At 34.5% G+C, this 24,147-nt stretch carries 29 protein-coding genes and 1 riboswitch; of the genes, 8 read left to right on the plus strand and 21 right to left on the minus strand.

Annotation, left to right across the window (positions count from 1 at the left end):
- Positions 1-26: 26 nt before the first annotated feature.
- Positions 27-692, minus strand: a complete 666-nt coding sequence (locus tag ACX9TM_RS15235; protein WP_167316397.1) for an alpha/beta hydrolase — start codon at positions 690-692, stop codon at positions 27-29.
- Entirely contained in the window at positions 693-1,160 is a 468-nt protein-coding gene (locus ACX9TM_RS15240; RefSeq protein ID WP_063220521.1) for an NUDIX hydrolase, read from the minus strand.
- A gap of 193 nt (positions 1,161-1,353) precedes the next feature.
- Here ACX9TM_RS15240 and ACX9TM_RS15245 point away from each other — a divergent pair, with 193 nt between their 5' ends.
- Entirely contained in the window at positions 1,354-2,145 is a 792-nt protein-coding gene (locus ACX9TM_RS15245) for a DUF4240 domain-containing protein (protein ID WP_065382346.1), read from the plus strand.
- Between the two features lie 64 nt (positions 2,146-2,209).
- On the opposite strand, the gene ACX9TM_RS15250 is transcribed toward ACX9TM_RS15245, so the two are convergent.
- The 10 genes from ACX9TM_RS15250 to ACX9TM_RS15295 all read right to left on the minus strand — a co-directional run bounded on the left by ACX9TM_RS15250 (position 2,210) and on the right by ACX9TM_RS15295 (position 10,358).
- Positions 2,210-2,641, minus strand: coding sequence for an SMI1/KNR4 family protein (locus ACX9TM_RS15250; RefSeq protein WP_063220519.1), 432 nt, complete (start codon positions 2,639-2,641; stop codon positions 2,210-2,212).
- 52 nt (positions 2,642-2,693) lie between these two features.
- Positions 2,694-3,719, minus strand: a complete 1,026-nt coding sequence (locus ACX9TM_RS15255) for an SDR family oxidoreductase (RefSeq protein WP_063220518.1) — start codon at positions 3,717-3,719, stop codon at positions 2,694-2,696.
- 166 nt (positions 3,720-3,885) lie between these two features.
- Positions 3,886-4,557 carry an ABC transporter ATP-binding protein gene (locus tag ACX9TM_RS15260; RefSeq protein WP_063220517.1) on the minus strand — a complete coding sequence of 224 codons (672 nt, stop codon included), beginning with the start codon at positions 4,555-4,557 and terminating at the stop codon, positions 3,886-3,888.
- Positions 4,557-5,819, minus strand: a complete 1,263-nt coding sequence (locus tag ACX9TM_RS15265) for an ABC transporter permease (RefSeq protein ID WP_065212574.1) — start codon at positions 5,817-5,819, stop codon at positions 4,557-4,559. The genes ACX9TM_RS15260 and ACX9TM_RS15265 overlap by 1 nt, the downstream gene beginning before the upstream one ends.
- Before the next feature lie 5 nt (positions 5,820-5,824).
- Positions 5,825-6,910: an FtsX-like permease family protein gene (locus ACX9TM_RS15270; protein WP_059303694.1), complete on the minus strand. Its 1,086-nt coding sequence runs from the start codon at positions 6,908-6,910 to the stop codon at positions 5,825-5,827.
- Positions 6,911-6,975: 65 nt separating this feature from the next.
- On the minus strand, positions 6,976-7,257 hold the full coding sequence (locus ACX9TM_RS15275; protein WP_224742150.1) for a hypothetical protein: 282 nt from the start codon (positions 7,255-7,257) through the stop codon (positions 6,976-6,978).
- Positions 7,258-7,551: 294 nt separating this feature from the next.
- Positions 7,552-8,499 (minus strand): serine hydrolase domain-containing protein, encoded by a 948-nt coding sequence (locus tag ACX9TM_RS15280; protein ID WP_063220514.1) that lies wholly within the window; start codon positions 8,497-8,499, stop codon positions 7,552-7,554.
- Positions 8,500-8,523: 24 nt separating this feature from the next.
- On the minus strand, positions 8,524-9,414 hold the full coding sequence (locus ACX9TM_RS15285; RefSeq protein WP_063220513.1) for an AraC family transcriptional regulator: 891 nt from the start codon (positions 9,412-9,414) through the stop codon (positions 8,524-8,526).
- A 48-nt stretch (positions 9,415-9,462) separates the two neighbouring features.
- Positions 9,463-9,933, minus strand: coding sequence for a GNAT family N-acetyltransferase (locus ACX9TM_RS15290; RefSeq protein WP_016122751.1), 471 nt, complete (start codon positions 9,931-9,933; stop codon positions 9,463-9,465).
- 17 nt (positions 9,934-9,950) lie between these two features.
- Entirely contained in the window at positions 9,951-10,358 is a 408-nt protein-coding gene (locus ACX9TM_RS15295; RefSeq protein ID WP_042990604.1) for a DUF3980 domain-containing protein, read from the minus strand.
- Positions 10,359-10,454: 96 nt separating this feature from the next.
- Between ACX9TM_RS15295 and ACX9TM_RS15300 the strand changes: the two genes are divergently transcribed.
- Positions 10,455-10,922: an NUDIX hydrolase gene (locus ACX9TM_RS15300; protein ID WP_000623966.1), complete on the plus strand. Its 468-nt coding sequence runs from the start codon at positions 10,455-10,457 to the stop codon at positions 10,920-10,922.
- A gap of 18 nt (positions 10,923-10,940) precedes the next feature.
- Here ACX9TM_RS15300 and ACX9TM_RS15305 read toward each other — a convergent pair whose 3' ends face one another.
- Positions 10,941-11,852, minus strand: coding sequence for a DMT family transporter (locus tag ACX9TM_RS15305; protein ID WP_063220512.1), 912 nt, complete (start codon positions 11,850-11,852; stop codon positions 10,941-10,943).
- Positions 11,853-11,977: 125 nt separating this feature from the next.
- On the opposite strand from ACX9TM_RS15305, the gene pdxR reads away from it, so the two are divergent.
- Positions 11,978-13,420, plus strand: a complete 1,443-nt coding sequence (pdxR, locus tag ACX9TM_RS15310) for a MocR-like pyridoxine biosynthesis transcription factor PdxR (RefSeq protein ID WP_000454914.1) — start codon at positions 11,978-11,980, stop codon at positions 13,418-13,420.
- Positions 13,421-13,501: 81 nt separating this feature from the next.
- On the plus strand, positions 13,502-13,942 hold the full coding sequence (locus tag ACX9TM_RS15315) for a YaiI/YqxD family protein (protein WP_000708762.1): 441 nt from the start codon (positions 13,502-13,504) through the stop codon (positions 13,940-13,942).
- Positions 13,943-14,028: 86 nt separating this feature from the next.
- On the opposite strand, the gene ACX9TM_RS15320 is transcribed toward ACX9TM_RS15315, so the two are convergent.
- The 7 genes from ACX9TM_RS15320 to ACX9TM_RS15350 form a co-directional block, all read right to left on the minus strand.
- Positions 14,029-14,343 (minus strand): DUF3892 domain-containing protein, encoded by a 315-nt coding sequence (locus ACX9TM_RS15320; RefSeq protein WP_063220510.1) that lies wholly within the window; start codon positions 14,341-14,343, stop codon positions 14,029-14,031.
- Between the two features lie 80 nt (positions 14,344-14,423).
- Positions 14,424-15,248, minus strand: coding sequence for a DUF2785 domain-containing protein (locus tag ACX9TM_RS15325; protein ID WP_000141231.1), 825 nt, complete (start codon positions 15,246-15,248; stop codon positions 14,424-14,426).
- A gap of 92 nt (positions 15,249-15,340) precedes the next feature.
- The gene (locus tag ACX9TM_RS15330; protein WP_000490271.1) at positions 15,341-15,802 is read right to left on the minus strand and encodes a hypothetical protein; all 462 of its coding nucleotides are present in this window, start codon (positions 15,800-15,802) and stop codon (positions 15,341-15,343) included.
- A gap of 27 nt (positions 15,803-15,829) precedes the next feature.
- On the minus strand, positions 15,830-16,498 hold the full coding sequence (locus ACX9TM_RS15335) for a nucleoside/nucleotide kinase family protein (RefSeq protein WP_001080563.1): 669 nt from the start codon (positions 16,496-16,498) through the stop codon (positions 15,830-15,832).
- A gap of 170 nt (positions 16,499-16,668) precedes the next feature.
- A complete protein-coding gene (locus ACX9TM_RS15340; protein WP_000357656.1) occupies positions 16,669-17,412 on the minus strand; it encodes a metallophosphoesterase family protein in 744 nt (247 codons plus the stop codon).
- A gap of 13 nt (positions 17,413-17,425) precedes the next feature.
- Positions 17,426-18,355 carry an aminoglycoside phosphotransferase family protein gene (locus ACX9TM_RS15345; RefSeq protein ID WP_072770002.1) on the minus strand — a complete coding sequence of 310 codons (930 nt, stop codon included), beginning with the start codon at positions 18,353-18,355 and terminating at the stop codon, positions 17,426-17,428.
- A 14-nt stretch (positions 18,356-18,369) separates the two neighbouring features.
- Positions 18,370-19,167, minus strand: coding sequence for a VOC family protein (locus tag ACX9TM_RS15350; protein WP_065382379.1), 798 nt, complete (start codon positions 19,165-19,167; stop codon positions 18,370-18,372).
- Positions 19,168-19,264: 97 nt separating this feature from the next.
- On the opposite strand from ACX9TM_RS15350, the gene ACX9TM_RS15355 reads away from it, so the two are divergent.
- Entirely contained in the window at positions 19,265-20,275 is a 1,011-nt protein-coding gene (locus tag ACX9TM_RS15355) for a sulfite exporter TauE/SafE family protein (protein ID WP_002024365.1), read from the plus strand.
- A gap of 36 nt (positions 20,276-20,311) precedes the next feature.
- Here the strand turns inward: ACX9TM_RS15355 and ACX9TM_RS15360 are convergent, their stop codons facing one another.
- Entirely contained in the window at positions 20,312-20,761 is a 450-nt protein-coding gene (locus tag ACX9TM_RS15360) for a GNAT family N-acetyltransferase (RefSeq protein WP_000764604.1), read from the minus strand.
- 320 nt (positions 20,762-21,081) lie between these two features.
- A riboswitch (Lysine riboswitch) is annotated at positions 21,082-21,275 on the plus strand.
- A 112-nt stretch (positions 21,276-21,387) separates the two neighbouring features.
- On the opposite strand from ACX9TM_RS15360, the gene ACX9TM_RS15365 reads away from it, so the two are divergent.
- The 3 genes from ACX9TM_RS15365 (at position 21,388) to ACX9TM_RS15375 (ending at position 24,078) form a co-directional block, all read left to right on the plus strand.
- Positions 21,388-22,854: an amino acid permease gene (locus tag ACX9TM_RS15365; RefSeq protein ID WP_001083397.1), complete on the plus strand. Its 1,467-nt coding sequence runs from the start codon at positions 21,388-21,390 to the stop codon at positions 22,852-22,854.
- A gap of 114 nt (positions 22,855-22,968) precedes the next feature.
- A complete protein-coding gene (locus ACX9TM_RS15370) occupies positions 22,969-23,274 on the plus strand; it encodes an iron-sulfur cluster biosynthesis family protein (RefSeq protein ID WP_002026004.1) in 306 nt (101 codons plus the stop codon).
- Between the two features lie 33 nt (positions 23,275-23,307).
- A complete protein-coding gene (locus tag ACX9TM_RS15375; RefSeq protein WP_000521693.1) occupies positions 23,308-24,078 on the plus strand; it encodes a DNA alkylation repair protein in 771 nt (256 codons plus the stop codon).
- Positions 24,079-24,147 lie beyond the last annotated feature (69 nt).

Consider the following 24,147-nt stretch of genomic DNA (forward strand, 5'->3'; position numbering starts at 1 on the left):
GCACCTCTTTTGCATGTATTAATAGGTTAGTTTGTCCTAACAACTTCTTTAAGTTTTCCTATTATTTTCGCTATAGCCTCAATTGAATTTTCCGTTTCATATCCCCCAACATTTACAGAATGATTTACATTTTTGACAACTTCAATCTGTAAATTCGTTTTATATAACTGATCAATTTGACCTGCATTGTATTGGTGATCTTTATCCCCAATTACTAAAAGCCCTTCGTGACTACTATGTAAAATAGAATCAAAAATGGAATCAAAAGTTAGTAAAGGTGTAAGTACTATCATTTTTGACTGTAAAAAATCGTCTCTCCTCATTAAATCATTTGCAATCGGAATTGTTCCAAGTGACTTCCCTAAAAACATAGTCTCGTTGTATTGCTCATCTTTTAATACTTCATTTATTACCGGATTAATATCATCCATCATTACTTTCGTTACTTCTTCCATTGGTTTATTCATTACTTGTTCGTCGTAAGAATAATGAATATGTACAACATCAATTTTATGTTCAAGCATAAGCATCGTCGCGTAATAAAATAACGGCTTATCATAATTGTATCCTGAACCTGAAAACATAAAGCAAACGGTACTAGAACCTTTTTCGATATGTGTGTAATAAATTACTTTGTCATTTATATGTATCTCTTTTTTAGTTCCCTTCACCATTTTCCCCTCCGAATACATTTACTTTTGTAATACGATATGTTCTGTGTGAACTGATACATCCTTTACTTTCTCTTTTATAAATGCAGGCTGTAAGTTATATGTATGCAGTTCTTCTACTGGCACCCATCTAAACAAATACGTTCTACCCTCTTCTTCCAAAATATATTGATCCGCTCCACTCGCAGGTAACTCATGTAGCTCTACTTCATAATAAAAACTAATTTCATGAAACTTTCGCTCAGAAAGTGTAAAGAAATTTTCTACTGACCATATTAACCTTTTCCTTTTAATAGGAACACCTATCTCTTCCGCAAGCTCTCGTTTTAATGCATCTTCACTATTCTCTAGCATTTTTACTCTACCACCGGGTACGTACCAAAAATCTTCACCGTCACCTTGCAGAATAAGTATTTTATTATCCTGTTTACAAATTGCTCCAACGCGGTAATTAAAACATGTTTCCTCAACTTTAAACGTAAGATCCATCCGTAACGCCCCCTTATATAAATATCGAATTATTACAAAACAATTATGTAATTACTGTACAAATAAGGTTACTAAATTTATCCACTCCATTCAACGGTTTTTGAATTTTCTAAACTATTATTTTCCATCATTACAAGTGTATATACATATGTTACAATCACATTGCACACTAGAAAACATTATGGGGGTACGAATGGAAACGTTATTAATCCAGCAAACTGAGAAATCAAATAAGTTTTGGAAAATCGTTGTGAAAGAAAAAGACTATGTTGTGTTTTACGGAAAAATTGGCACAGCTGGCAGTGTGAAAGCGAAAGAGTTTGAAACAGAAGAAGAATGTATGAATGAAGCTACTAAACTAGTTGCTTCCAAACGTAAAAAAGGATATATAGACCCTATTCAAGGGGAAGATTACATAAAAGAAAAAACGATAACCGAAGAAGAATTTTGGGAACTACTTAATCGTGCAAAAACGAAAGGTGAGGACCAAGAAGAACAAATAGAATGGCTTACTTCTCACCTTGCTAAACGTACAGTACATGAAATTGTAGCTTTTGATACGCATATGCACCGTCTTTTGAAAGAATCCTATACCTCCCGTTTATGGGCAGCAGCCTATATTATTATGGGTGGCTGTTCAGATGATACTTTCGATTACTTCCGCGGATGGTTATTATATCAAGGAAAAGAGACATACGAAGCTTGTATTGAAGATCCAGAACGATTAATTTCTGTATTAGAAAATTTGTGTGAGTATGACGTTCCAGAGATTGAAGAGCTTACTCTATATTTCGGGCAAGAAGCTTACATGGAGAAGACTGGGGATGAAGATGATACATACTTTACACTATACCATGTCTTAACAAATGAAGAGTTTGAGGAAGTTGATATCGAGTTAGATTGGGATGAAGACGATGAGGAAGGTTTAAAAAAGATGTTTCCTAAGCTATGGGAGATGTATGGGGAAGAACCAATTGAGTGGTAGATTAATTATTCGTGAAAAAGTGCCTTGTTTCTTTAGTAACAAGGCACTTTTTTTGATACTATATTTAAATTATTATCTTTCCACTCTCCCACCACTCCATAAAAGTCTTTAAAGAAGGAGCAACCCACGTTCTACTATCATTTTCATGGTTCCATACATATATATCATCTCTTTGTACTTTTCCATTCAAAATAGAATAGCCAAACAAATCACCATTTCCCCCATCAGCAAAAAATAATAAACAGTCAAAAGGCATGTATAAATCCTTAAAATCAACTATATTTCTCATATTCATATTTTCAGTTTTAATTTTTGAAGCAGACCATATAAAGTCGCCGTATTCACCTTCTATACCGTTTGTTTCCTGTAATAATTGATATAAATCATTCGGTAACTCCACATGTAAACATTTTTGTATATCAGTAAGTTCATCCTTCGTAGCTGGGTTTTTCAAGCTTAAATTTGATGAGATACTGTGAATGGTGTCTTTCCACATCACCTTTTCCTCCTTATGTGCAATCAAGCATATTCAAAGAACTCCGCTAAATTTATTGATACCATCTTTCTAACAATTCCTTCTCCCTTTCGCCTGAAATACCTGCTTTTAATTCCCATTCGTCTGTACTCTCCATCCACTCATACACATCTGTAACTGTCTCTTCTATTCTTCTAAAAGTAAGCCCTTCATTAACCGCACTTTCGATACAAATAGAAAACCCGCCTCTCCACGGCTTCGTCTCACCATCTAATGGGAAAGTTTCTGGAATCCACAAAGGCATTTCTGTCCAAGGCTGCACATTATGTTCACTCATAAACGATTCGTCTACCCAAACAAATTCAGCATCACTATTCGTAACCTTTTTACACGTATTTAATAGCTCTTCCATCGTCAATTCATCATTCGGACCTGTTACATTGAATATACCTGCTTTATTGTTTTCTGCCATGTTGAGTCCAAAGTATGCAACATCTTTTATATCAACTATCTGCACTGGACGGTCTTTTCTTCCTGGAACTAACACTTCTCCTCCCTTTGCTATACGCCCAATCCAGTATGGAAGTCGATCCGTATAATCAAACATTCCCGAAAGAAGTCCCGCTCTTACGTGTAAAACACGCCCCGGCCAATACTTCTCTGCTTCTTTTTCGCATAATACTTTCAGTGCGCCATAATGCTCATAAGGAGATATTTCACCATTCTCTACACCCTTTATTTGCTCTTCCGTTGGTTCAGGTTGTAATATATAGTCTTCTTTTATGTCATGCGGAATCCAATCTTTATATACGGAAAGGCTTGAGATGAATATATAATGTTTTATATTATCTTTTAAGACATCTCCAATATTCCGAATGTGATGTGGAGAAAACCCACATGTATCCACGACAACATCCCATTTTCGATTTTCTAAACTTGATACATCGTTATTTCTGTCACCGATTAATTGCTCTACTTCAGGAAAAATTTCTTTGTTCGTTCCGCGATTAAATATTGTAACTTCATGCCCTCTTTTTAAAGCCTCTTCTACTAATGCTCTTCCTAAAAAACGTGTACCACCTAGAATTAGAATTTTCATGGTTCTCCCCCATTCATCATTAAAAACCCTTTCTTTTGTTAAACGAATTTCTATCATAAAAAGTTACGGGGGATTTGTTATTTTACTTTAATCCTACAAATAAAAAGAATCCATTTTGAAAAATTAATCAATACGGATTCTTACATTAGATATAATTATTGAATTACTAACTCCGCACAACTTCCCCATCAACTAACTCAATAATTCTATTACACTTATTTGCTACCTCAATATCATGCGTTACAATAATAATCGTTCGTCCTTCTTCATTCAGTTGTAATAATAGATCCATAATTTCTTCTCCTGTTTTTCTATCTAAATTCCCTGTCGGTTCATCAGCCAAAATTATTTCTGGTTCACCTACTAACGCTCTTGCAATTGCGACTCGCTGCTGTTGTCCACCTGATAGCTCGTCAGGTGTTTTATGCATATGTTCTTTTAAACCTACTTTTTCTAAATAGAACTTCGCCTTATTTTTTCTTTCCCGTTGCTTTAACTTTCTATATGTGAGTGGTAGCACTACATTATCCAGTACAGTATGTTCTTTTAACAATGCAAAATATTGAAAAATAAATCCGATCATTTCATTTCTTGTTTTATGAACTTTATTTGCTCTAATTTCAGTTAATGATTTTCCATTTAACGTATATTCACCCTCATTTGGCATATCAATTAGCCCGATAACATTTAGTAATGTACTCTTCCCTGAGCCTGATCGCCCCATTACCGCTATAATTTCGCCCTTATTTATCGTTAAATTTATACCGTTTAACGCGAACGTATTGTAATTCTTATTACTATACACCTTCTTAATATCTTTTAGTTCAATTAACCCCATTATTCCATCCCACCTATTAATGTTTTCGGTTCGAGCTTTCTAATAAACAAAAAGACAATTACATTCGAGACAATGATAATCAATAATAAGAAAAGAAATACTAAAAACAATATAGGCATATCCAATTTAAAGTCTAATACCGTTGCTTCCTTTAAATCCTTCGACATTTGTAATAGAACCCCATACCTCCATGAAAAGTAAGCTATTGACATTCCTAAGCCAACTATTGCTACAATAATGTTTTCTATAACAATTTGAATAAACATTCCAAATTTACTTTCGCCAAAAACTATTTTTATACCAAATTCCCGCTTTCTCATCAAGATAGAAACAATGGTCGTTACTACAATTCCGACAATCGAGAATACAATGAATAAGATTCCTACTATAAGTTGAGGTATTTCAGAATAGCCGTTAAGAGTAACATCTTCATTTATTTCATCACCTAAACTTTTTAAATGAAACGTACCGCCGTTTCCTTTAAGTTGAATTGATTCTTCTAGTTTCTTTACATCTGCACCTTTTTGTAAATATAAAACTGTACTTTGATGTAGCCTTAAAAACATTGCTTCATATTTTTCAAATCTATCAAATGACATAGGCATTATCATTGCGTAATCCAACTTCAAATATGTGTTCGTCGTATTATTATTTACGATAAATTTATTTTCTGGCAAAAACCCTGTAATTGTATATTGATTATTAATTGTATCCCCAACTTGAAAATATTTCTTAAAGTAAGAACCCATTAAAACTTTTGTTTTTTCTTCATTATTTTTTTGAAAGTCATCATGCGCGAAACCTTCTTCAGGTTTTAAAGGTAAATGTAACATTTTATAGTAATTTTCATCTACAAAAATTGTTTTAATAGTAGGTCTTTCGTCATGAAACGTTTTATTTTTCAAATCAGTAATCATACTGTTTTGAAATGGTCTATTACTTGACTCTATTTCAATAACTCGCTCCTCGTATGTACCATACGAAATCACATCTTTATTTTGATAAATTGTATTATAAACCGCTTGAATTTTCTCTTTATTAAATTGATTGCTTTGTAATCTATCTGTCGTCATTTCAAAAGTAACTAAATATGTTTTATCCCCATTTAATACCGAGCTGGATTTATCGTTTAGATAGTGTAAATTATAAAACACATTAATTGAACTCGTTATAGTTGCTAATCCAAATGTAATCTGTATTAGAAGAAATACGGAAAATAGAAACCTCTTTTTTAATGCTAGGAACGCACTTTTTATTCTCATCGTTTTTACTCCTTTAATGCTTTAGCAGGTTCACTTTTAAGCACATATACAAATGGTATTACAGAGAGAATGAAAGCTATAGTAAGTGAAAAAAATACACACATTACAATATGAGTAGACTGTAAACTAATATTATAGCTTGTAAACTCTATAATACTTTCACTCAAAATGCTAAAAATCCATTGTATGCATATTGCACAGGCTGATGCAGTGATTGCACATAAAAATAATTGACTAAATATAAAAATAAAAAGATTTACATTACTTGCTCCCAAAGCTTTCCTTAACGACAAACTTTTTTTCTTCGTATAAATCCAATAATAACTTACTATTATACTGGTAATGAAAGCTATACATAAAAGCCTATATGGAAAACTGAGTAACTCTTCTACGGCTTCACTTGAGTTTTTTTCCTTCTCATAGTTCTCTTTTTCACTAATTACTTTGGCATTTATATCTTTATTGTTCTGTTTCATATGCTGTATGAAAGTTTCTATTTCCTTGATAGGGTTTTCGTTAGAACGAACAATCATTTGGAATGTATTATCTTTTTGTATCATCTGTTTCACTTCATCTGGCATGTCATTTAGAGAGACGTAAATTTTAATATTATACTCATATCCAGTATTTTCTCCAGCTACGCCTTTAACTGTATATTCCTTATTAAATAATTTTATTGTTTCCATATCCTTATAAATTTTCTTCCCCACTATTACACTATTTTTTTCATCTTGTCCCATCTGAGAACCTTTTAGTAAAGGTGGAGACCAATTTTTATTAAGGAGACCATTCATTATTACGTGGCCGATATCCGGAATAGTAATACGAATATCATTTGTAATAACGCTAGCGTTTTTAAAATCAGATTCTACTAACGTCTGAAATTGTTCGAAATTGATTTCCCCCATATTAGTAAGTCGAACAGAATAGTAATAATTAAAATAACCATTCTTACTATCATAAAATTTCTCATCATAATAATCTCGCGTCGATATTGCAATCAGGATTGGCCATATTGTCAATACAAATCCAATAAATAACATAATGAATATTGTTTTGTTCACCACTATTTCTTTTAATACTAGATTCATATATCCTCCTCATTTTAAAAACCGTGAAAATGGTATTTATCCTTTTTCACGGTTTTTGTTGATTTTTATTTAATTACCATTTCCTTAGAAGTGTACGCACTATCCCCTACCATTATCCATTCATGACCCGAATAACCTCTGGTCACCGGTCCTTTGGATGCAACGCTAACGTTTATACGATCTGAAGTTTTAGCATCATACAATGCTAACTCTTTAGAAGTCCCATCATCAAAGCTAGCTCTTACAGTCATCTTGTAAAAATGAGGTTCGTTCTTTTTCGCAGTATAGGCAGTTGCCTTAGCTTTTGCTCCGCTTCCTGTCCACGTTGCATTATTATCCCAACTAATCGAAGCAAATCAAACGGAAGAAACCATACCTAATAAAGAAGCAGTTAATCCTATAACAGCTAAAGTTTTTTGAAGTAGGCTTTTCATATATTCTTAATCTCCCTTTTTAAAATATTCACTTAAATATTTAAGTATTTTTAGGCCTTGTCCTCATTATACATAAAAAAAATAACCATATATCGATAAAGTTTAATATTTACATTTATTCACGCAATTCTTACATTCCCCTGAAATTTCCGTCATAAAACAAAAAGATGGTATGAAGCTCCAATTCACACCATCTTTTTACTAAAATTATTTATTTAACCGTATACAAGGAAGAATATATTCCACAATCAATTCCCATCTATCCCGTGCATTCGGCATAATTTCAGAAGCAATTACTACAACCAAATCCTGCTTCGGAATACAACAAATCATATTCCCACCATCACCCATTGCACAATACGAATAGACACCCTCTTCTTCTCGTAACCACCATAAGTAACCATATTGATTTTGGTTCATTTCTGTCGATTCTTTTATCCATGATTTTGATAGAACTTGTTTTCCATTATGAATACCTTCATTCAAATACATCTGTCCAAACTTAGCCATATCCCTAACCGTTAACGTTACTCCCCAGCCGCCCGTCGAAATACCATTTGGATCGTGAACCCATCCTTTCACATCTTTTCCGAATAAGTCATCGAACCCAAATGCTTTCGTATTGTAGTTTGGAATTTCGCTCATGCCCAGTGGTTGAAATAAGTACTCATTCGCAAATTCACGTGCACTTTTCCCTGTTGCATTCGTAATAATTGCTGATAGTACATGCGCTCCTGCAGATGAGTATTTAAAAGATCCAATTTCTCCACCGTTCCCCATTCTATTAAGTGTATGCTGTACCCAATCCTCTTGTGTACATAGTTCTTCTAACGGTTCCTGCCAGTCTACAAAAGGATATGGCGCTGTCATTGTTAGAAGATGGCGTACGGTTACTTCAGATTCCTTACATTTATATTCCGGGAAAAATTCTATTACTTTTTGATCAACACTTTTTATATAGCCCTTATCTATACATATCCCAATTAACGCAGAGATTATCGTTTTTGTAACTGACGCTACATGAAACGCATTATCTGGACTGTAACCATTATAATAATTTTCAAAAACAACATTACCTTTCTGCACTACTAACATGCCATTCATATTTTTATATTCTTCTTGTATAATTTGATCTAACTTTTCAGCAGTTTTCATTATTCCTTCCCCTTTAACCTATAATTAAAAAGGTTCGATAGGTACATATATATCAACTATATGTTTATTTTCCGGGTGCTGCTTTGGATCATTTCTATATACTTCAAAAGGATACGAGTCTCTCGGTTTATATCCGCTATTTGGCAGCCATTCACCGTATAAGAAATCCCATGCTCCTTTATATTCATTTTGAAATATTTCAAAATGTCCTACTACATACTTGCCTGAAGGTATTACCATTATTCCTATGTCGTTCGTTTCTATTGCGGACGCCTCCGGAATTGTTATACATAAACTTGTTCTTAAATGATAGTCCTCAGTAAATTCATGATGATCGTGGTAAATGGTTAATACTTTAATATCATCAAATACATGATAGTTTTGCTTAGCTGCGTAATGAAATAGTTTTTCTATCATTTTTGGAAAAGCTATAGTTAACTCTCCATATGTACCGATATGTCTTATGTATGCGACGTTTATATCGTCCGCTGTTACAATTTCAACATTTCCTCGAACCTTCTTACATTCATTGTATTGAGAAGTTCTTCTTACGTCTTTGCAATTCTTGCTATTGTCGTTTCGATATTGAGATGGACTTACGCCGTAATAATTCTTAAATGTTCGGGAGAAAACTGCTGAATCTGTGAATCCGAAGTGATACGCAATATCTGTAATCGTCATATCTGTCCGATATGTAAGTAGATGTGTTGCCCTTTCTAACTTCAATCGGTTTACATACCGTGATAATGACTCGTTTACTATCCCCTTAAAAATCCGATGAAAATGAAACTTTGAAAATCCTGCTACATCCGCTAACTCTTCAATTGAAAGTGAATCATTCATGTTTGATTCTATATAATCTTGCACTTTATAAATGCGTTGTAAGTATTCATTTCTACTTTGTTTACTCTCCATATTTCTAGCTCCTCACAACAAAAAGGCTAACTTTTCGCTAGCCTACTTTTACACATGTTTCAAAAATAAAACTCTACTACCGCCGTTCCCATCATAATTTGTATGTACCGATACACCCTCTATCTCATCATCCCCAGCCTCAATTCGAAAACCGATTTCTTGATGAAACTGTATCGATTTTTTATTAACTGGTGACGTAATTGCTTTTACAACTTTACAATTATTTGCACGTGCGACATCAAAGAAATACGAATACAATGTCGATGCAATTCCTCTTCTTCTATACTTCGGATTTACCCCGATAAAATGAACGTACGCTTCCTCTTTATGCGTTTGCGAAAAGAATCCGCATAAGAAACCTAACGTTTCGCCATCTTCTTCAATGATAAAACTCGTTTCTTGAAAGTGAACGAAAAACAATTTTGGCAACATGGCAGCCATGTCTCTCCCGCCCCACCAATCATTTAAAACAGAATGAATCTTTACATAATCTTCCCCTTGGATGTTTCTTACTCGCATACGTTTCTCCCTCTCACTCACTTCATTTTTTCATAAATTTTAATGACTGTTTCTACTAAAAGGATAAATACCCATATCCCGCAAAATACAAGAACTGACTGAAATATAGAACCTAACATAACAATACTTATTAAACCTAATTCCGATCCCGAAATAGATATTTCATCAAACCCAAGATTATGTATAAATGGACCAGTTGAAAAAGCCATTAAAATTGATCCTATTAAATAAATCACACTCATTATTTTTAATATTTTTATAGAAAGATATGAAGTTTGTTTTTCTTCCACTTGTGATAATTCGATTTCCCCACTCGCAATTCCTTTTTGCAAACAGTCCTCACATAGAAATTCTTCCTTAATTTTTTTACCACCGTGCAATGTACCTGTAATTTCTTTACAGCGCGAACACTTTCGATTTATCATTTTGTTATCACTCCAATCTCGTAAGATTATACTTATACAATTCTATTTTTACCTTATTATTCCTTTTGTGTATTTTATAGAGAGGTGACGTGTTTTATGATATCTAAACTTATTTTTGGTTATAAAAAGCCTACTGAGCAATATGTATTACGGCCTAGTTGTTATGCAATTATTTTTAACTCAACTTCTTCAAACATTGCTATTATCCAAAAAGGAGACCGTTATTTTTTACCTGGTGGCGGTATGGAAGGTACCGAAACAAAAGATGAATGCTTACATCGTGAACTACTAGAGGAATTAGGATGGGCAATTGAAATTAATCAATATATCGGTAATGCAATGCGATATTTTTATGCGGAAAAAGAAGATACATATTATTTAAACGATGGATTTTTTTATATTGCGAACATGGTGCAGACACAAACTGAAAACTGTGAGGAAGATCATGTTTTGCGGTGGATGTCTCCTTTACTTGCTGTAGAGCTTCTCATTCATGATCATCAAAAATGGGCTGTTGAACAAGCGCTTTTATTACAAAAACCAAAAGGATCTCCTTCTATATAAAAGAGATCCTTTTTATTGTTAACTTACTTTTTTCAAATTGAGAGCTGGCTTTTGAATTCCACCCTTTTTTACAACATATAAGCCGATAAAGATTATAAGTCCGCCAACGAGTTGCATCATGTTGATTTGCTCTCCGATAGTTACTGCCGCGAAGATAACTGCGAACAATGGTACAAGATACATATAAACCATTACTTTCGTTGAGCCTATTTTACTAATACCGACATACCACATTGCAAGTCCGAAGATTGTCGCGAAGACGATTGAATATGCTAGAGACCCCCAGCTTGGCATGTCTACTGGCCACGTTAATGTATTTACGTTGAATAAACAATATACAACGAGAGGTACAATTCCAATTAAAGTTGACCAAGATGTGACTCTCATTGCGGAATATTTTGTTATAAGAGGTTGCGCTAATATTGGGTACCATCCCCACGCAATCGCTGCGACTAATCCAATTATGTTTCCGAGCCACGCATATTCGTAAGTAGCTCCTCCTGTATGCCCTGTTAATAAAACGAATGCTGCACCAATAAACGCTACTATTGAACCAATTTGTACTTTCATCGAAAAACGTTCTTGTTTGTGTAATACCGCTAATATCCCTGTAAAAATAGGTGACATTGCAATTAATAATGAGGCGTTTGTTGCTGAAGTATATTTCACAGATAGCATAAACATCGTTTGATACATTGTTGTACCAACGATACCGACTGCTACTAATCGTAACCAATCTTTTCTTTCAATACGTAATGAGCGTTCCATTATAAAAGTAATAAGTAATAATACCGGTGATGCTACTAAAAATCGTAAACTATTAAATTGAATGGATGACATAAATGCCACTCCATACTTTCCTATTGTATAATTTGCTCCCCATACTAATGCAACTGATACTAGGAGCCATTCCATTTGCCATCGTTTCATCCGAATCTCCCCTTCCCTATTTAGCATAGTAAAATTGGCTGGATATAACACCGTCCAATTGGCTGTTTTTTTACCCAGCCAATTTGCTATACTTGATGTATATAAGAGATACGGAGGCGTTTTTTATGGAATGGAAACTAGATAGTGACAGTAAAATCCCTATTTATCAGCAAGTTGTTGACTTTATTGAAAAACGTATTACATATGGAGAACTTCCTCCAGGAAGCTTCCTCCCTTCAGAACGGAAATTAGCTACGCAGTTAAATGTAAACAGAAGTACAGTAACGACTGCTTATAATGAACTACGTGCTATGGGAATTGTAGAGAGTACGACTGGTAAAGGAACACGCGTGAGTACACATATGTGGGGTGTTTCTCCAACATTAACACCCAACTGGAGAAATTTCGTAGAAGGTGGTACTTTTTTACCAAACTTACCACTACTCCGCCATATTCGGGCAGAAGTACAACAAAATGAAAATATTATTGATTTTGCAAACGGAGAGCTCGGTTGTAATCTTTATCCCCACGATCAACTACAAGCGATTTTACGTGAACAACCGTTAACGCATTCATTAAGTTACGATCATCCGCAAGGCTATCTCCCGCTAAGACAAGCGGTCGTAAAATATATGAAGGAATATTTAAAAGTTGAGGCGACTGAACAATCCATTATGATTACATCTGGCGCACAGCAAGCACTTCACCTTATCGTGCAATGTTTATTAAATCCAGGTGATGCTGTTGCTTTCGAAAGTCCTTCACACTGTTATTCCCTGCCTCTATTCCAATCAGCAGGTATTCGTATTTTCCCATTACCTGTTGATGAACACGGCATTAACCCAGATGATGTACAGGAGTTATATAGAAAGCACCGCATTAAAATGATTTTTTTAAATCCAAATTTCCAAAACCCTACGGGGACGATGCTTCATCCAAACCGTAGAAAAAAACTATTATCACTTTGTGCAGACTTACGAATTGCGATTGTGGAAGATGATCCGTCTAGTTTACTTACGCTAGAAAAGAAACAACCTTGCCCTACTTTGAAATCAATTGATGAAAATGGAACTGTCATTTATGTACATTCTTTATCAAAAATGATTGCACCAGGCTTACGAGTTGGTTGGCTCGTTGCCCCGCAGTCTGTAGTAGAAAGGTTATCCGACGCAAGGCACCAAATGGAATTAGGAATGAGTATTTTCCCGCAGTGGCTTATGCAACAATTTTTTGAAACTGTACCATTTCAGTCGCATATCGTACCGTTACGAAAACAACTAGCAGAAAAAAGAGACGTTATCGTCCACGCTCTAAACGAGCAACTTCATGATAAAATCTCTTTTTCAAATCCGACCGGTGGAATATACATATGGGGAAAATTAAAAGAACCGATAAACGAAAAGCAACTTATTATGCAAAGTTTAAAACAAGAAATTGCTTTTATGCCAGGTAGTATTTTCGGCGCAAAAGATGGTTATATACGTTTATCTTATGGAAAAGTGAATATTAATCAAATTGAGGAAGGTATTTCTCGTTTGCGGGAGGCTATTTTGGTTTGTGAAAAATAACGTGAGATAAAGCTTTCTCGTTTGACAAAAGAAAAATCTACCATTATTATCAACACGAACCTAGTTATAGGAGTGATAAAAATGAAAATTTACGTTGATGCAGATGCTTGTCCTGTAAAAGATGTAATTATTTTTGAAGCTACGAATGCAGAAATCCCTGTAACCCTCGTTACTAGCTTTTCTCATTATTCTAATGCGGAACAACCAAAAGGTGTGGAAACAATATATGTTGATTCCGGAGCAGATGCTGCTGATTACCGAATTATGCAGTTAGCAAAAAAAGAAGATTTAATCGTAACACAAGATTACGGTCTTGCTTCGCTCGCTTTAGCAAAAGGCTGTATCGTTCTACACCATAAAGGCTATAAGTATACGAATGATAACATTGAACAATTGTTACAAACACGATATTTAAGTGCAATGGTTCGAAAAAGTGGTAAACGTACAAAAGGACCGAAACCATTTACAGCAGAAGATAAGGAGAAATTTAGAGCACTCTTTAAAAGTATGATCTCACTTTAAAAATGAATCGTCTATTTGCTAGGAAAACTTCGCAAAACAAAGAAGAGAATATCGTAATGAACATTCTCTTCTTGAGGTTTACCCGTTTAAAATGAAGGTAAATTATCTAAGTTATTTTCTTTTATTCCATCCGGTTCACTACGTATAATATCTCTGCCATACTTATGAAATACGTCCACATGAGCTAACTTCCCTGATTTTGCTTCATTAAGAGCAGTCATATAATCTAACTCTCTCCCGCTACTTGTTTTAAACGCTATTAAATCTCCATCATCATTTTTACGAACAGCAACAATTTGTTCTGCTCCTGTATTGACTTCATGGCCTACTTCAAATTGAGCTTGCTCTTCTCCTTGATGTAAATAATCATTATATACTTTTTCAAAGTCTTCTTTGTCCATTAAACTCACCTCCAACACATTTTATTAGTATGGTTGGGAGGTAGTGGTTTTATGTACTTTTCTCTTAGAAAAACGTATTTTTAATACCTACGCAACCCTTTCAAAGTCTCCAATATATCATCTGTAAAGGCTGTGCTACCCTCTGTCTCTAAAACTCTAAAATATAAACTTCTTAAGAAAGCTCTAATATTTTGTACTAAAATATCATATTGAGGATGCGGGATGTCTTCAACAATTGCTATACTATGTAACCAGTTGCTCCACTCTTCTTCAGTTAAAAGATTTTGGTTACGTAACGACATAATTGGTGCTACTAATCTCTCATCCTCAAAGTGAATGTATACATAGTCATGTAAGCGTACCTTCTGACGAACGGCAGCTAGTATTGCATATGAGAACTCACGATTTTGGATTGTACGCGCTAAAGCATCAAGCGCATCTGCTGCATGTGCAGTAGAGTGTGCCCAGCCTTTTCCTTCTACGTAGCCCCTTACATCTTCTTCTAAATATACATATTCCAACACTTGTTCTGCCACACTGTACAATTGTTCTTCCGATAACAACGGTTCTCTTTCATGAACAGATAAAATAAGTGGTGGAATTAATACGGAGAATGCACGTTTAAATACAGAGTCTGTTCCCTTTTCACCAATTTTATAAAATAAATAATCAGGACTAATTGCTTGTAGCATTAACCCTCGTAATTCTTTTTGTCTAAACACATCATTTGTAATCCATGTATGAAGCGTACTATAAATTAAATCATCACGTAATTCAGCATCTGGTGATCCGATATAATCTAGCATCCACTGCGCATACGGATATGCATCTACGTCTTCTGGTACAGCATAATTATTATTTTTAATTTGTAGTAGTTCTTCTTTTAGTTCTAGTACTTCTGTCATTTTTTTATCCCCTTTAAATTTCTCTTCCTAAATTATTCCCTATTAGTATCATAAAATTAAACCCATTCTTAACGCAATATAAAATGGAATCATTAATTATCTTCACTATGTAACAGTTCTTCCAATGTTGCTTTAACTTCTTCTTCTAATTCATTAATCGTTCCGCTATAAAGTGTTCCTATGCTACTACTTTTTCGATATCCTTGGTAATAATACCAAAGCGAAATAGTACAGACTTCCCATGATTTTGAAGCATCATATTCAAAATTAATTTCTGATCTATATTCATACTCTAAACAATTCTTAGATGTTAGTTCTTCTAATTCATCACCGTCTATATCTCTTTTAATTGACAGCTTCAAATTTAATTTACCATTTTGCGCAAAACGTTCTTCATATATTTTTTGATACTTACTGCAAATGTCTTCACTTATACTCTCTAGTTCCATTATTTTTTGTTTTAACTGTTCATTTATCTGTTCATTTTTGATTTCTAAATATTGTCCATCCTTCTCTTCATTCACTTTATTATTTTTTTGAAACCATCTAAACAAATGTTCATTCCCCCTATATAAACTGTATTAATGTCTTTTAAATAGAACTACTGGATCATCAAATTTACTATTTTCAAATAAAACATCTGCAAGTTCTTTCGGATTATGCTCATCTATATACAACTTACAGGCCGCATGATATCTGTTCAAAAACATCTTCTCTGCTTCTTCATAACTTCCAAAAGCTTCAGTTTCCCGCTTAGCACCACGTTTTCTCGCAATCTCAAAATTTGTATCTACAAAGATTTTGTAATCAAATAAATACGCAACGTCTTTTTTCAATAGAAACGTTCCATCTACTATTAATATCATATTTTGCGTGGCCAATAGCGGCTCATTATGTACAGACATATCCGTTATTAAGTTATGAGAAATCGTTTCATACTGTAAATTCCCGTTAGGTCCTAAAGGCATTAATAATCTTTCTTTGAAAGCTGTATAATCGTGTGCATCTTCATAATACCCTCTTGCAGATTCTTTTCCTTTTGCATAGCGAATCACTCTTGGATTATGAAAATCATCAATGCTGGCGCGTGTTACTGGTAGTCCTCGTTTTTTTATTTCTTCCGCTAGTTCGTTTGCAAATGTTGTTTTTCCTGATGCTGTAATACCACTTACTCCAACTCTTGTTGGATAGGTTAAGTTTAGCTTTACAATATGATCTGCAATTTCTTTGATTCGTTGTTTTCGGTTCATGATATCTCCCTTTATAATTAGTTTACATAATATAATTATAAGTAACAATTCATGTCACTATTTGTCGGTAAATCGATATCCTTTGTCGAATCGTTGATATATCGAAAAAATCGTTGATATATTTTAAGTTATGATAGATATATTTGAAAAATCGTTGATATATTATTAGCTTACTTCCCCTTAAACCCCCGATATAAGGCCGTCCGTAACTCTTGCTTATACTCTTCAATTTCTGGCATTTCGAGTTCTTCTGCTAATCTGATAGCTAATTCAATATCATACGGTACTCGTACAAGTTGAATAGAAAAGCTCGCCGCTTCTTTTTCATTATATGTTCCTTCAAATATTAAATAGGAAGCTTGCGTTATTTCAAGTGGGTTTCCTACGCTACCGGCATTACATAACGTTTTCCCTCTGAAATTTTGAACGAACGCTTGGTGAACATCGCCGTAACAAACGACATCTGGTTTTCTTTCTCCTTCTATATTTTCTGTCAGATCACTATTTTCGAACATACTAATACGTTCTTCTCTTGAAGCGTGTGGTTGAATTCTTTCATATAAACTTCTCGGTGAAGCGTGAAACATACGAATGAGTTTTCCACTCATAAAAAATTCGATTGAAAATGGTAAACTTCTTAAATAATCATTTTGTTCTTCCGATAATTGTTTTTGATGCCATTTTAATGCTTCAAATTCAGTCGGCTTTGTAATAAAATCATCCCAGTTTCCCATTACGACTACTTCACATTCTTTACGAATGATTTCAATTGCTTCACTGGAATGAGGTCCTTTTCCTACTAAATCTCCAAGGCAAATAATGCGCTCGATTCCTCTTAATTTAATATCATTCAACACGGATTCTAATGCTTGAATATTACCGTGAATATCTGAAATTACTGCTATTTTATCCATATAAATTACTCCTTTATTTATTAAATTCGCTTGATTGATACCATTTTGGAATATAGGATGAAAAATCATTATGATCTTCTAAAATTCCATTTAATCTTTCCTTCATATCATCTAATAAATATGGTGTGCTTCGGTTTGTCCATACGATATCAGCCGGGAATATCATTGCTGCATATAATGAGTACAGTTTCCAAAAATGTAGATCAGGTTCTCCTCCGCAATAACCGTGAACTTGTCCAACCGCAAATGGTTTGCTTATATTCGTTGTAAATAGTGCTACTTTATAAAAATCATGAATAGGATCACCAATATCGAATCTAGCAAAATCAATGACAGCCCGAAACTCATTTTGGTCAATCATTATATTAGCCGGATGAAAATCGTCATGTAAAAATACGATGGGACGATTTTTTAATAAATCTTTATGATTTCCTACAAAATCTATCACTGTATTTAAACGAAAAAAGTCTACTTCATATTCTTTCAACGCTTCTAAGTATCTCTCATATTTACTCCATATAGAGATTTCCCATGAATTACTTTTATCTTCTTTTTCAACTAAATGAATCTTTTTTAGTACTTCTCCAGCCTTTTTTCCAGCCCTATACTGCTCTTCTGTAGACAACGTTCTTAATATATCTTCACCATCTAATCCATCAATCCATTCAAAAACTTGTACACATTTATTGAATTTAGTAAGACTAATAAAATGAATTAATTTTGGCATAGGAATATGTAAAGAATCTAGCTGCTGCATATATTCATATTCTTCCTGCTTCCGTTCAAAATATGATGAATCGCATACTTTAATAAAATACGAGGCCCCACTCTCTAATTCAATTTTATATTTCTCATCGAATGAAAAGCCTTTTGAAATAACAGTCGCTTTTAACATACGAGGCCATTCTAGTATTCTCTCTATCTCCCTAAGCATTTCTTTCACAACGTTCACCTCTATTAATATATGTACAAACTACCTAGCACTTCATGCTCTCGTTTATTTCCACCTTTAAACTCTACTGCAAATGGATATTCGCCATTCTTATTCAAATGTTCTAGTACTAGCCCTTCTCCACTCGGTTCACAAAACTGCACATGAACATCTCCAAATACTACACTTTGACACTCAGCATTCCATTTTTCATTTTTCACAACTGAGCTTGTAGATAGTCCCATTACTTTTTTCCATTTCCGTACTGTTTCTCGAACGTTTTTTACTGCGTAATGAATCGTTTCAATTTGTTGCACTTTGTTTTTATGTTCAGTGATCATCCCACTGTTACGTAAATCGTTTCTTCTTTCTTCGTCCGTTTCATTCCACTGTATAAAGAAAGGTAATTTCGGTCCGTTCTCTTCTTGCTTAACGAATAACATTTTCCATTCTAAAAGTCGGCCATCTTTTCTCATGCGTTTCCCTTCAAATGGCCCTATCGTATGTAAGCCGTACTTATTAAAGTTAACTGCTAGCTCCTCAATTGCATCTGTTCGGATCGCGATTTGTAGCATTCCTTCTCCATTTTGTAGTTTCACCACTGTTTCTTGTACTAATGGATTTTCTGCTTCTTTCGCTTTTTCTTCATATTGAACTGCTAAAAATTCTATATATGATAAATCAAAATAACTTAAACTATTCCAAGTACCCCAATTCGTATGCTCTCCGCCTAATACAGTATGAAATCCAAGTTCCTGCATTTGTTTTGCCGCTTCCTCCGGTGTACCATGAACTGCGTGAACAAGATGATCAAATCGTAACATGTCTTTCTCCCCTTTCTCTCCATCCTTTTATTGTATATTTTATTTTTCTTTCATTCAATTCAAAAACTTTAAAACCTAGTTGATTTATACGATTAATATGTATTATAATGAAACAAATTTAATTATTGCTGATTGGAAAAACCAAAGGCACTTTTCTCATACGGGAAAAGTGTCTTTTTCATTTATTATTACAGGGGGATTATTTATGCAGAAATTAATTGTCTTTGCTATTATTGGATTTTTCGCTCAACTGATCGATGGAGCACTCGGAATGGCGTATGGGGTAACGTCTACTTCACTATTATTAATGTTTGGTATTGCACCGGCTGTAGCTTCCGCATCGGTTCATTTAGCTGAAGTCGTTACAACTGCAGCTTCTGGCGCATCTCATATCAAATTTGGAAACGTTGATAAATATACAGTTTCCAGGCTTACATTACCTGGGGCAATCGGCGCATTTGTTGGGGCATGTTTTTTAAGTAATTTGCCTGGAGATGTAATCAAACCGTACATTTCCGTATTTTTATTTACTTTAGGGGTTTATATTTTATTAAGATTCATCATTCAAAAACAAATTGTCACTTCAAATAAGCGTATGTCTGCAAAACAACTTGTGCCGCTTGGTTTATTCGCTGGATTCGTTGATTCAACTGGTGGCGGTGGTTGGGGGCCGATTACGACACCTGTTCTTCTAGCAAGAGGAAATGAAGCTAGAAAAGTTATTGGATCTGTAGATACGAGTGAATTTCCTGTTTCACTCGCTGCAACAATCGGCTTCTTCATCTCACTTGGCTGGGAACAAGTAAGCTGGGTTTGGGTATTTTCTCTCATGCTCGGTGGTATCGTAGCGGCACCAATCGCGGCATGGCTAGTTCGCATCGTTCCTTCTCATTTACTTGGCGTATTAGTTGGTGGTCTTATTATCTTTACAAACATTCGTACACTGCTTACTACATTTAAAGTGGATCCAACTATTATTTCACTTTCTTACGTTGCAGTTGGTCTTGTCGTTATTATTTCTATTTTCATTGCTGTTCGTAATCATTCCAATCGTCCTAATACGTCAACGGCTGAGTATCCGAATGATCAGAAGCAAATGCTACCATAACTATAAAAAATACCGCTCAATTTAGAGCGGTATTTTTTATTTTTCTATTTTCCAATTAATCATCATTTCTGTAGCATTTACTCTCTTCATATGTAACTTTTCTAAAACACGCATCGAACTATAATTATCTAGAAGTGTCTCTGCAATTATTGTTTCTACCTCACCTGTTTTGAAAGCCCAATCGATTAGTTCTTTTACAGCTTCTGTTGCATAGCCCTGATTCCAATATTTCTCAATGAATCCATAGCCAATTTCTACTGTTTGATCCTCGTTTGGTTTCCCTTTAAACCCAATATCACCTAAAACGCTATCGTCTTCTTTTCGAAGAACATACCACGCCCCCCATGGTAATAAAGTTGCATCTTTTTTTACATTCTTTACATGCCCTACAATATGCGGACCGCTATTATATCCTTGCTCGTTAGCGACTTGAATCCTCTCTTCTGTACACGGCACTATATAGAGCCTTTCTGTTTCTAATTTCATTTTGATTTCCCCTTTTTGCTTAAACGTTACCCTAATTATAACAAATAATATGACTTTATTATGAATGTCGAATTATATTTTTCTGAATTTTCTTTTAATTTAGAGGGTTTTTCAATATTTTTTGCGAAACATTTGTATAACAATTTTTTCTTTGCTTATTGCTACATAATAGTAGGTTCGGGTGGAGTTTTGCAAGCGTTTCCTATACAATAACCGATATTTTTTGACTTTTCCTAACAAAATATCTTGCAATATATTCAGAAAGTCATTACAATTGCCATATATTAAAAATCTTAGCAATATATAAATCCTCATCAATCCGATGAGGTAGAGGTTGCGACTTTTAATAGTAAAACGGACGAGACACAGAGAATGTCAGCTGACTCCGTTTGAAAGGAAAAGTTGCCGAAGTTTATATTTCTTCTCTGGAAATATGAGCTGGGGCTGTCTCCGAAAGGAACAGAACTGTCACGTTTACAAAATTACCGTGTAAACGTGGGGTGCTATCTTAACGGAAGGGTATGATGGGGTGGTTATTTGTGAAACGTTCCGCCAAATTCCTTTGGCGGTTTTTTGTATTTTTCTCCCCCGCTCCTTCCTAACCTACAAGAAAAGGAGTGTTGAACATGAATAGCGCAACAAATCAATCTACCTCTAAAACGCAAACTACACAAGGACAAGGTGAATTAAAACGCGGATTAAAATCTCGTCACCTTACGATGATTTCTCTCGGTGGTACAATTGGTACCGGACTATTTCTTGCCAGTGGTGGTGTCATCCATACAGCTGGACCTGGTGGCGCATTAATTGCATACGCCGCAATTGGAATTATGGTTTATTTTTTAATGACAAGCTTAGCTGAACTTGCAGCTTACATGCCTGTTACTGGATCTTTTAGTACGTATGCAACAAAATTTGTTGATCCATCACTTGGCTTTGCACTTGGATGGAACTATTGGTATAACTGGGCAATTACGATTGCTGCTGAACTTGCAGCCGTAACATTAATTATGAAATTTTGGTTCCCAGATACCCCTTCTCTTATTTGGAGCGGATTATGTTTAGCTATTATTTTCCTTTTAAACTATTTATCTGTTAAAGGGTTTGGTGAATCTGAATATTGGTTCGCACTTATTAAAGTAGTTACGATTATTATCTTTTTAATTGTTGGTTTCATGATGATTTTTGGAATTATGGGCGGTGAAACGGTTGGATTTAAAAACTTCACTGTTGCAGATGCACCATTTAACGGCGGTATCATGGCAATTATCGGTGTGTTTATGGCAGCTGGTTTCTCATTCCAAGGTACTGAACTATTAGGAGTAGCTGCTGGTGAAACTTCTGATCCAGAGCGTAATATTCCGAAAGCGATTCGTTCAATCTTTTGGCGTATTCTTTTATTCTATATCCTTGCAATTCTCGTTATCGGTTTATTAATTCCTTATACAACTGAAAGCCTTGCTGCAAGTGATGTTACAGTAAGTCCGTTTACACTTATTTTTGAAAAAGCGGGCGTTGCCTTTGCTGCTTCTGTTATGAACGCTGTTATTTTAACGGCAGTACTATCTGCTGGTAACTCTGGTATGTATGCATCAACTCGTATGCTTTGGGATTTAGCTCGCCAAGGAAAAGCACCAAAGTTTCTTGGTAAATTAGATAGCCGCGGTGTACCTGTTAACGCATTAATCGTAACATCAATTGTCGGTAGTATCGCTTTCATTGCTTCTTTATTCGGTGACGGTGTTGTATACATTTGGTTATTAAATGCATCAGGAATGTCTGGCTTTATCGCTTGGGTCGGCATTGCAATTAGTCATTACCGTTTCCGTAAAGCGTATATCGCACAAGGAAAAGATTTAAATGACTTACCATATAGAGCAAAATGGTTCCCATTTGGTCCAATCTTCGCATTTACACTTTGTATCATCGTAATTTTAGGACAAAACTACGGCGCATTTATGGGTGAATCAATCGATTGGAATGGCGTACTCGTTTCTTACATCGGTTTACCACTCTTCTTAGTACTATGGTTAGGATATAAATTTACGAAAAAAACAAAAGTGATTCCACTTGATAAATGTGAACTAAAATAAAGTGAAACGAGCAAACAAATTTGTTTGCTCGTTTTTTGTTGCAAACCTCTTTCCTTCCCTATTGCTCCTGTTTTTGCCATAATAGAAGAAATATAAATAAAAGGTTGGGATACAATGAACATTCGCATTACTGATGAAGCAAAAGCAGCTATACATAGATTAGAACGTGAAGACAAAAAGATCATTCGCATTAGAGGAACAATGACAAACTCCTGTAGTATTTTCGTTGATGTCGATTTAATTTGGGATACATTTAACGCAGATGATGTTGTATATGAAGATGCGGAGCTTATCGTACAAATGGATTCATTTACGAAAGACTACACTGGTGATACAGTGAAGCTTGATTATAAGACGACAGGTTTTAGTATTACGACTCCGAGTGAGACTTTGGTTTATGGATTGTCGATTAAAAAATAAAAATTGTTTTCATTTGACCACCGAGGTGAAAAAATGGGTAAATATGTTCCGTTAAAATTTTTATTTAATGAAGAATTAGCAGAAAAAATAGCTGATTCTATTTGTAAACACGATCCTTGTTTCTCTAAAAGCATCTTTGTAGATTCTGTAGCTTGTAAAGTTGAAAATTTAGAGTTAAAACAGCGTATTGAAGTAATTGCAGATGAATTACACAATGCTTTACAAAAAGATTTTAATGCCGCAATACATATATTACTGAAAACATTAGGACCAGAAAATACAACAGAAGTAGGCACATTTACAAATGGATATATGTACATGCCTGTTGCAAAATACGTTGAAAAATATGGGCTTAACGATTTTAAAATCTCGTTTAATGCAATGTATGAAATAACGAAAAGGAATACTGCTGAATATGCCATTCGGCCCTTTCTTGAAACATACCATGAAGATACACTAAACATATTACAACAGTGGATTCATGACGAAAACAGCCACATTAGGAGATTAGTTTCTGAAGGTACAAGACCAAGGCTTCCTTGGGCTAAAAAAATAGGAGCTCTAAAAGGTGATTTTCAGTACAATTTACAACTTCTTGAACCATTAATGAATGACCCTTCTAAATATGTTCAAAAATCTGTAGCCAATCATATTAACGATATTACGAAAGAAGATAAAGAACTCGTTTTTCAGTGGTTACAGCAATTACGTGATAAACAGCATCCTATTAATCCTTGGATTATAAAACATGGGTTAAGAACAGTTATTAAAAATGGTAATTTACCAAAAGATTTTTGTTTTTAAATATTTTAAACAAAGCCGCTTATGCTTCAAAAATGAAGTATAAGCGGTTTTCCTTTTGAATACAGAAAT

This window comes from Bacillus sp. LH1, from assembly GCF_057924895.1.

What these genes read in the sequence shown, in the direction of transcription:
- ACX9TM_RS15235 (WP_167316397.1), bottom strand. Translation starts at nt 692, where the DNA reads ATGTATTCGGAGGGGAAAATGGTGAAGGGAACTAAAAAAGAGATACAT.
- ACX9TM_RS15240 (WP_063220521.1), bottom strand. Translation starts at nt 1,160, where the DNA reads ATGGATCTTACGTTTAAAGTTGAGGAAACATGTTTTAATTACCGCGTT.
- ACX9TM_RS15245 (WP_065382346.1), top strand. Translation starts at nt 1,354, where the DNA reads ATGGAAACGTTATTAATCCAGCAAACTGAGAAATCAAATAAGTTTTGG.
- ACX9TM_RS15250 (WP_063220519.1), bottom strand. Translation starts at nt 2,641, where the DNA reads ATGTGGAAAGACACCATTCACAGTATCTCATCAAATTTAAGCTTGAAA.
- ACX9TM_RS15255 (WP_063220518.1), bottom strand. Translation starts at nt 3,719, where the DNA reads ATGAAAATTCTAATTCTAGGTGGTACACGTTTTTTAGGAAGAGCATTA.
- ACX9TM_RS15260 (WP_063220517.1), bottom strand. Translation starts at nt 4,557, where the DNA reads ATGGGGTTAATTGAACTAAAAGATATTAAGAAGGTGTATAGTAATAAG.
- ACX9TM_RS15265 (WP_065212574.1), bottom strand. Translation starts at nt 5,819, where the DNA reads ATGAGAATAAAAAGTGCGTTCCTAGCATTAAAAAAGAGGTTTCTATTT.
- ACX9TM_RS15270 (WP_059303694.1), bottom strand. Translation starts at nt 6,910, where the DNA reads ATGAATCTAGTATTAAAAGAAATAGTGGTGAACAAAACAATATTCATT.
- ACX9TM_RS15280 (WP_063220514.1), bottom strand. Translation starts at nt 8,499, where the DNA reads ATGAAAACTGCTGAAAAGTTAGATCAAATTATACAAGAAGAATATAAA.
- ACX9TM_RS15285 (WP_063220513.1), bottom strand. Translation starts at nt 9,414, where the DNA reads ATGGAGAGTAAACAAAGTAGAAATGAATACTTACAACGCATTTATAAA.
- ACX9TM_RS15290 (WP_016122751.1), bottom strand. Translation starts at nt 9,933, where the DNA reads ATGCGAGTAAGAAACATCCAAGGGGAAGATTATGTAAAGATTCATTCT.
- ACX9TM_RS15295 (WP_042990604.1), bottom strand. Translation starts at nt 10,358, where the DNA reads ATGATAAATCGAAAGTGTTCGCGCTGTAAAGAAATTACAGGTACATTG.
- ACX9TM_RS15300 (WP_000623966.1), top strand. Translation starts at nt 10,455, where the DNA reads ATGATATCTAAACTTATTTTTGGTTATAAAAAGCCTACTGAGCAATAT.
- ACX9TM_RS15305 (WP_063220512.1), bottom strand. Translation starts at nt 11,852, where the DNA reads ATGAAACGATGGCAAATGGAATGGCTCCTAGTATCAGTTGCATTAGTA.
- pdxR (WP_000454914.1), top strand. Translation starts at nt 11,978, where the DNA reads ATGGAATGGAAACTAGATAGTGACAGTAAAATCCCTATTTATCAGCAA.
- ACX9TM_RS15315 (WP_000708762.1), top strand. Translation starts at nt 13,502, where the DNA reads ATGAAAATTTACGTTGATGCAGATGCTTGTCCTGTAAAAGATGTAATT.
- ACX9TM_RS15320 (WP_063220510.1), bottom strand. Translation starts at nt 14,343, where the DNA reads ATGGACAAAGAAGACTTTGAAAAAGTATATAATGATTATTTACATCAA.
- ACX9TM_RS15325 (WP_000141231.1), bottom strand. Translation starts at nt 15,248, where the DNA reads ATGACAGAAGTACTAGAACTAAAAGAAGAACTACTACAAATTAAAAAT.
- ACX9TM_RS15335 (WP_001080563.1), bottom strand. Translation starts at nt 16,498, where the DNA reads ATGAACCGAAAACAACGAATCAAAGAAATTGCAGATCATATTGTAAAG.
- ACX9TM_RS15340 (WP_000357656.1), bottom strand. Translation starts at nt 17,412, where the DNA reads ATGGATAAAATAGCAGTAATTTCAGATATTCACGGTAATATTCAAGCA.
- ACX9TM_RS15350 (WP_065382379.1), bottom strand. Translation starts at nt 19,167, where the DNA reads ATGTTACGATTTGATCATCTTGTTCACGCAGTTCATGGTACACCGGAG.
- ACX9TM_RS15355 (WP_002024365.1), top strand. Translation starts at nt 19,265, where the DNA reads ATGTATTATAATGAAACAAATTTAATTATTGCTGATTGGAAAAACCAA.
- ACX9TM_RS15360 (WP_000764604.1), bottom strand. Translation starts at nt 20,761, where the DNA reads ATGAAATTAGAAACAGAAAGGCTCTATATAGTGCCGTGTACAGAAGAG.
- ACX9TM_RS15365 (WP_001083397.1), top strand. Translation starts at nt 21,388, where the DNA reads ATGAATAGCGCAACAAATCAATCTACCTCTAAAACGCAAACTACACAA.
- ACX9TM_RS15370 (WP_002026004.1), top strand. Translation starts at nt 22,969, where the DNA reads ATGAACATTCGCATTACTGATGAAGCAAAAGCAGCTATACATAGATTA.
- ACX9TM_RS15375 (WP_000521693.1), top strand. Translation starts at nt 23,308, where the DNA reads ATGGGTAAATATGTTCCGTTAAAATTTTTATTTAATGAAGAATTAGCA.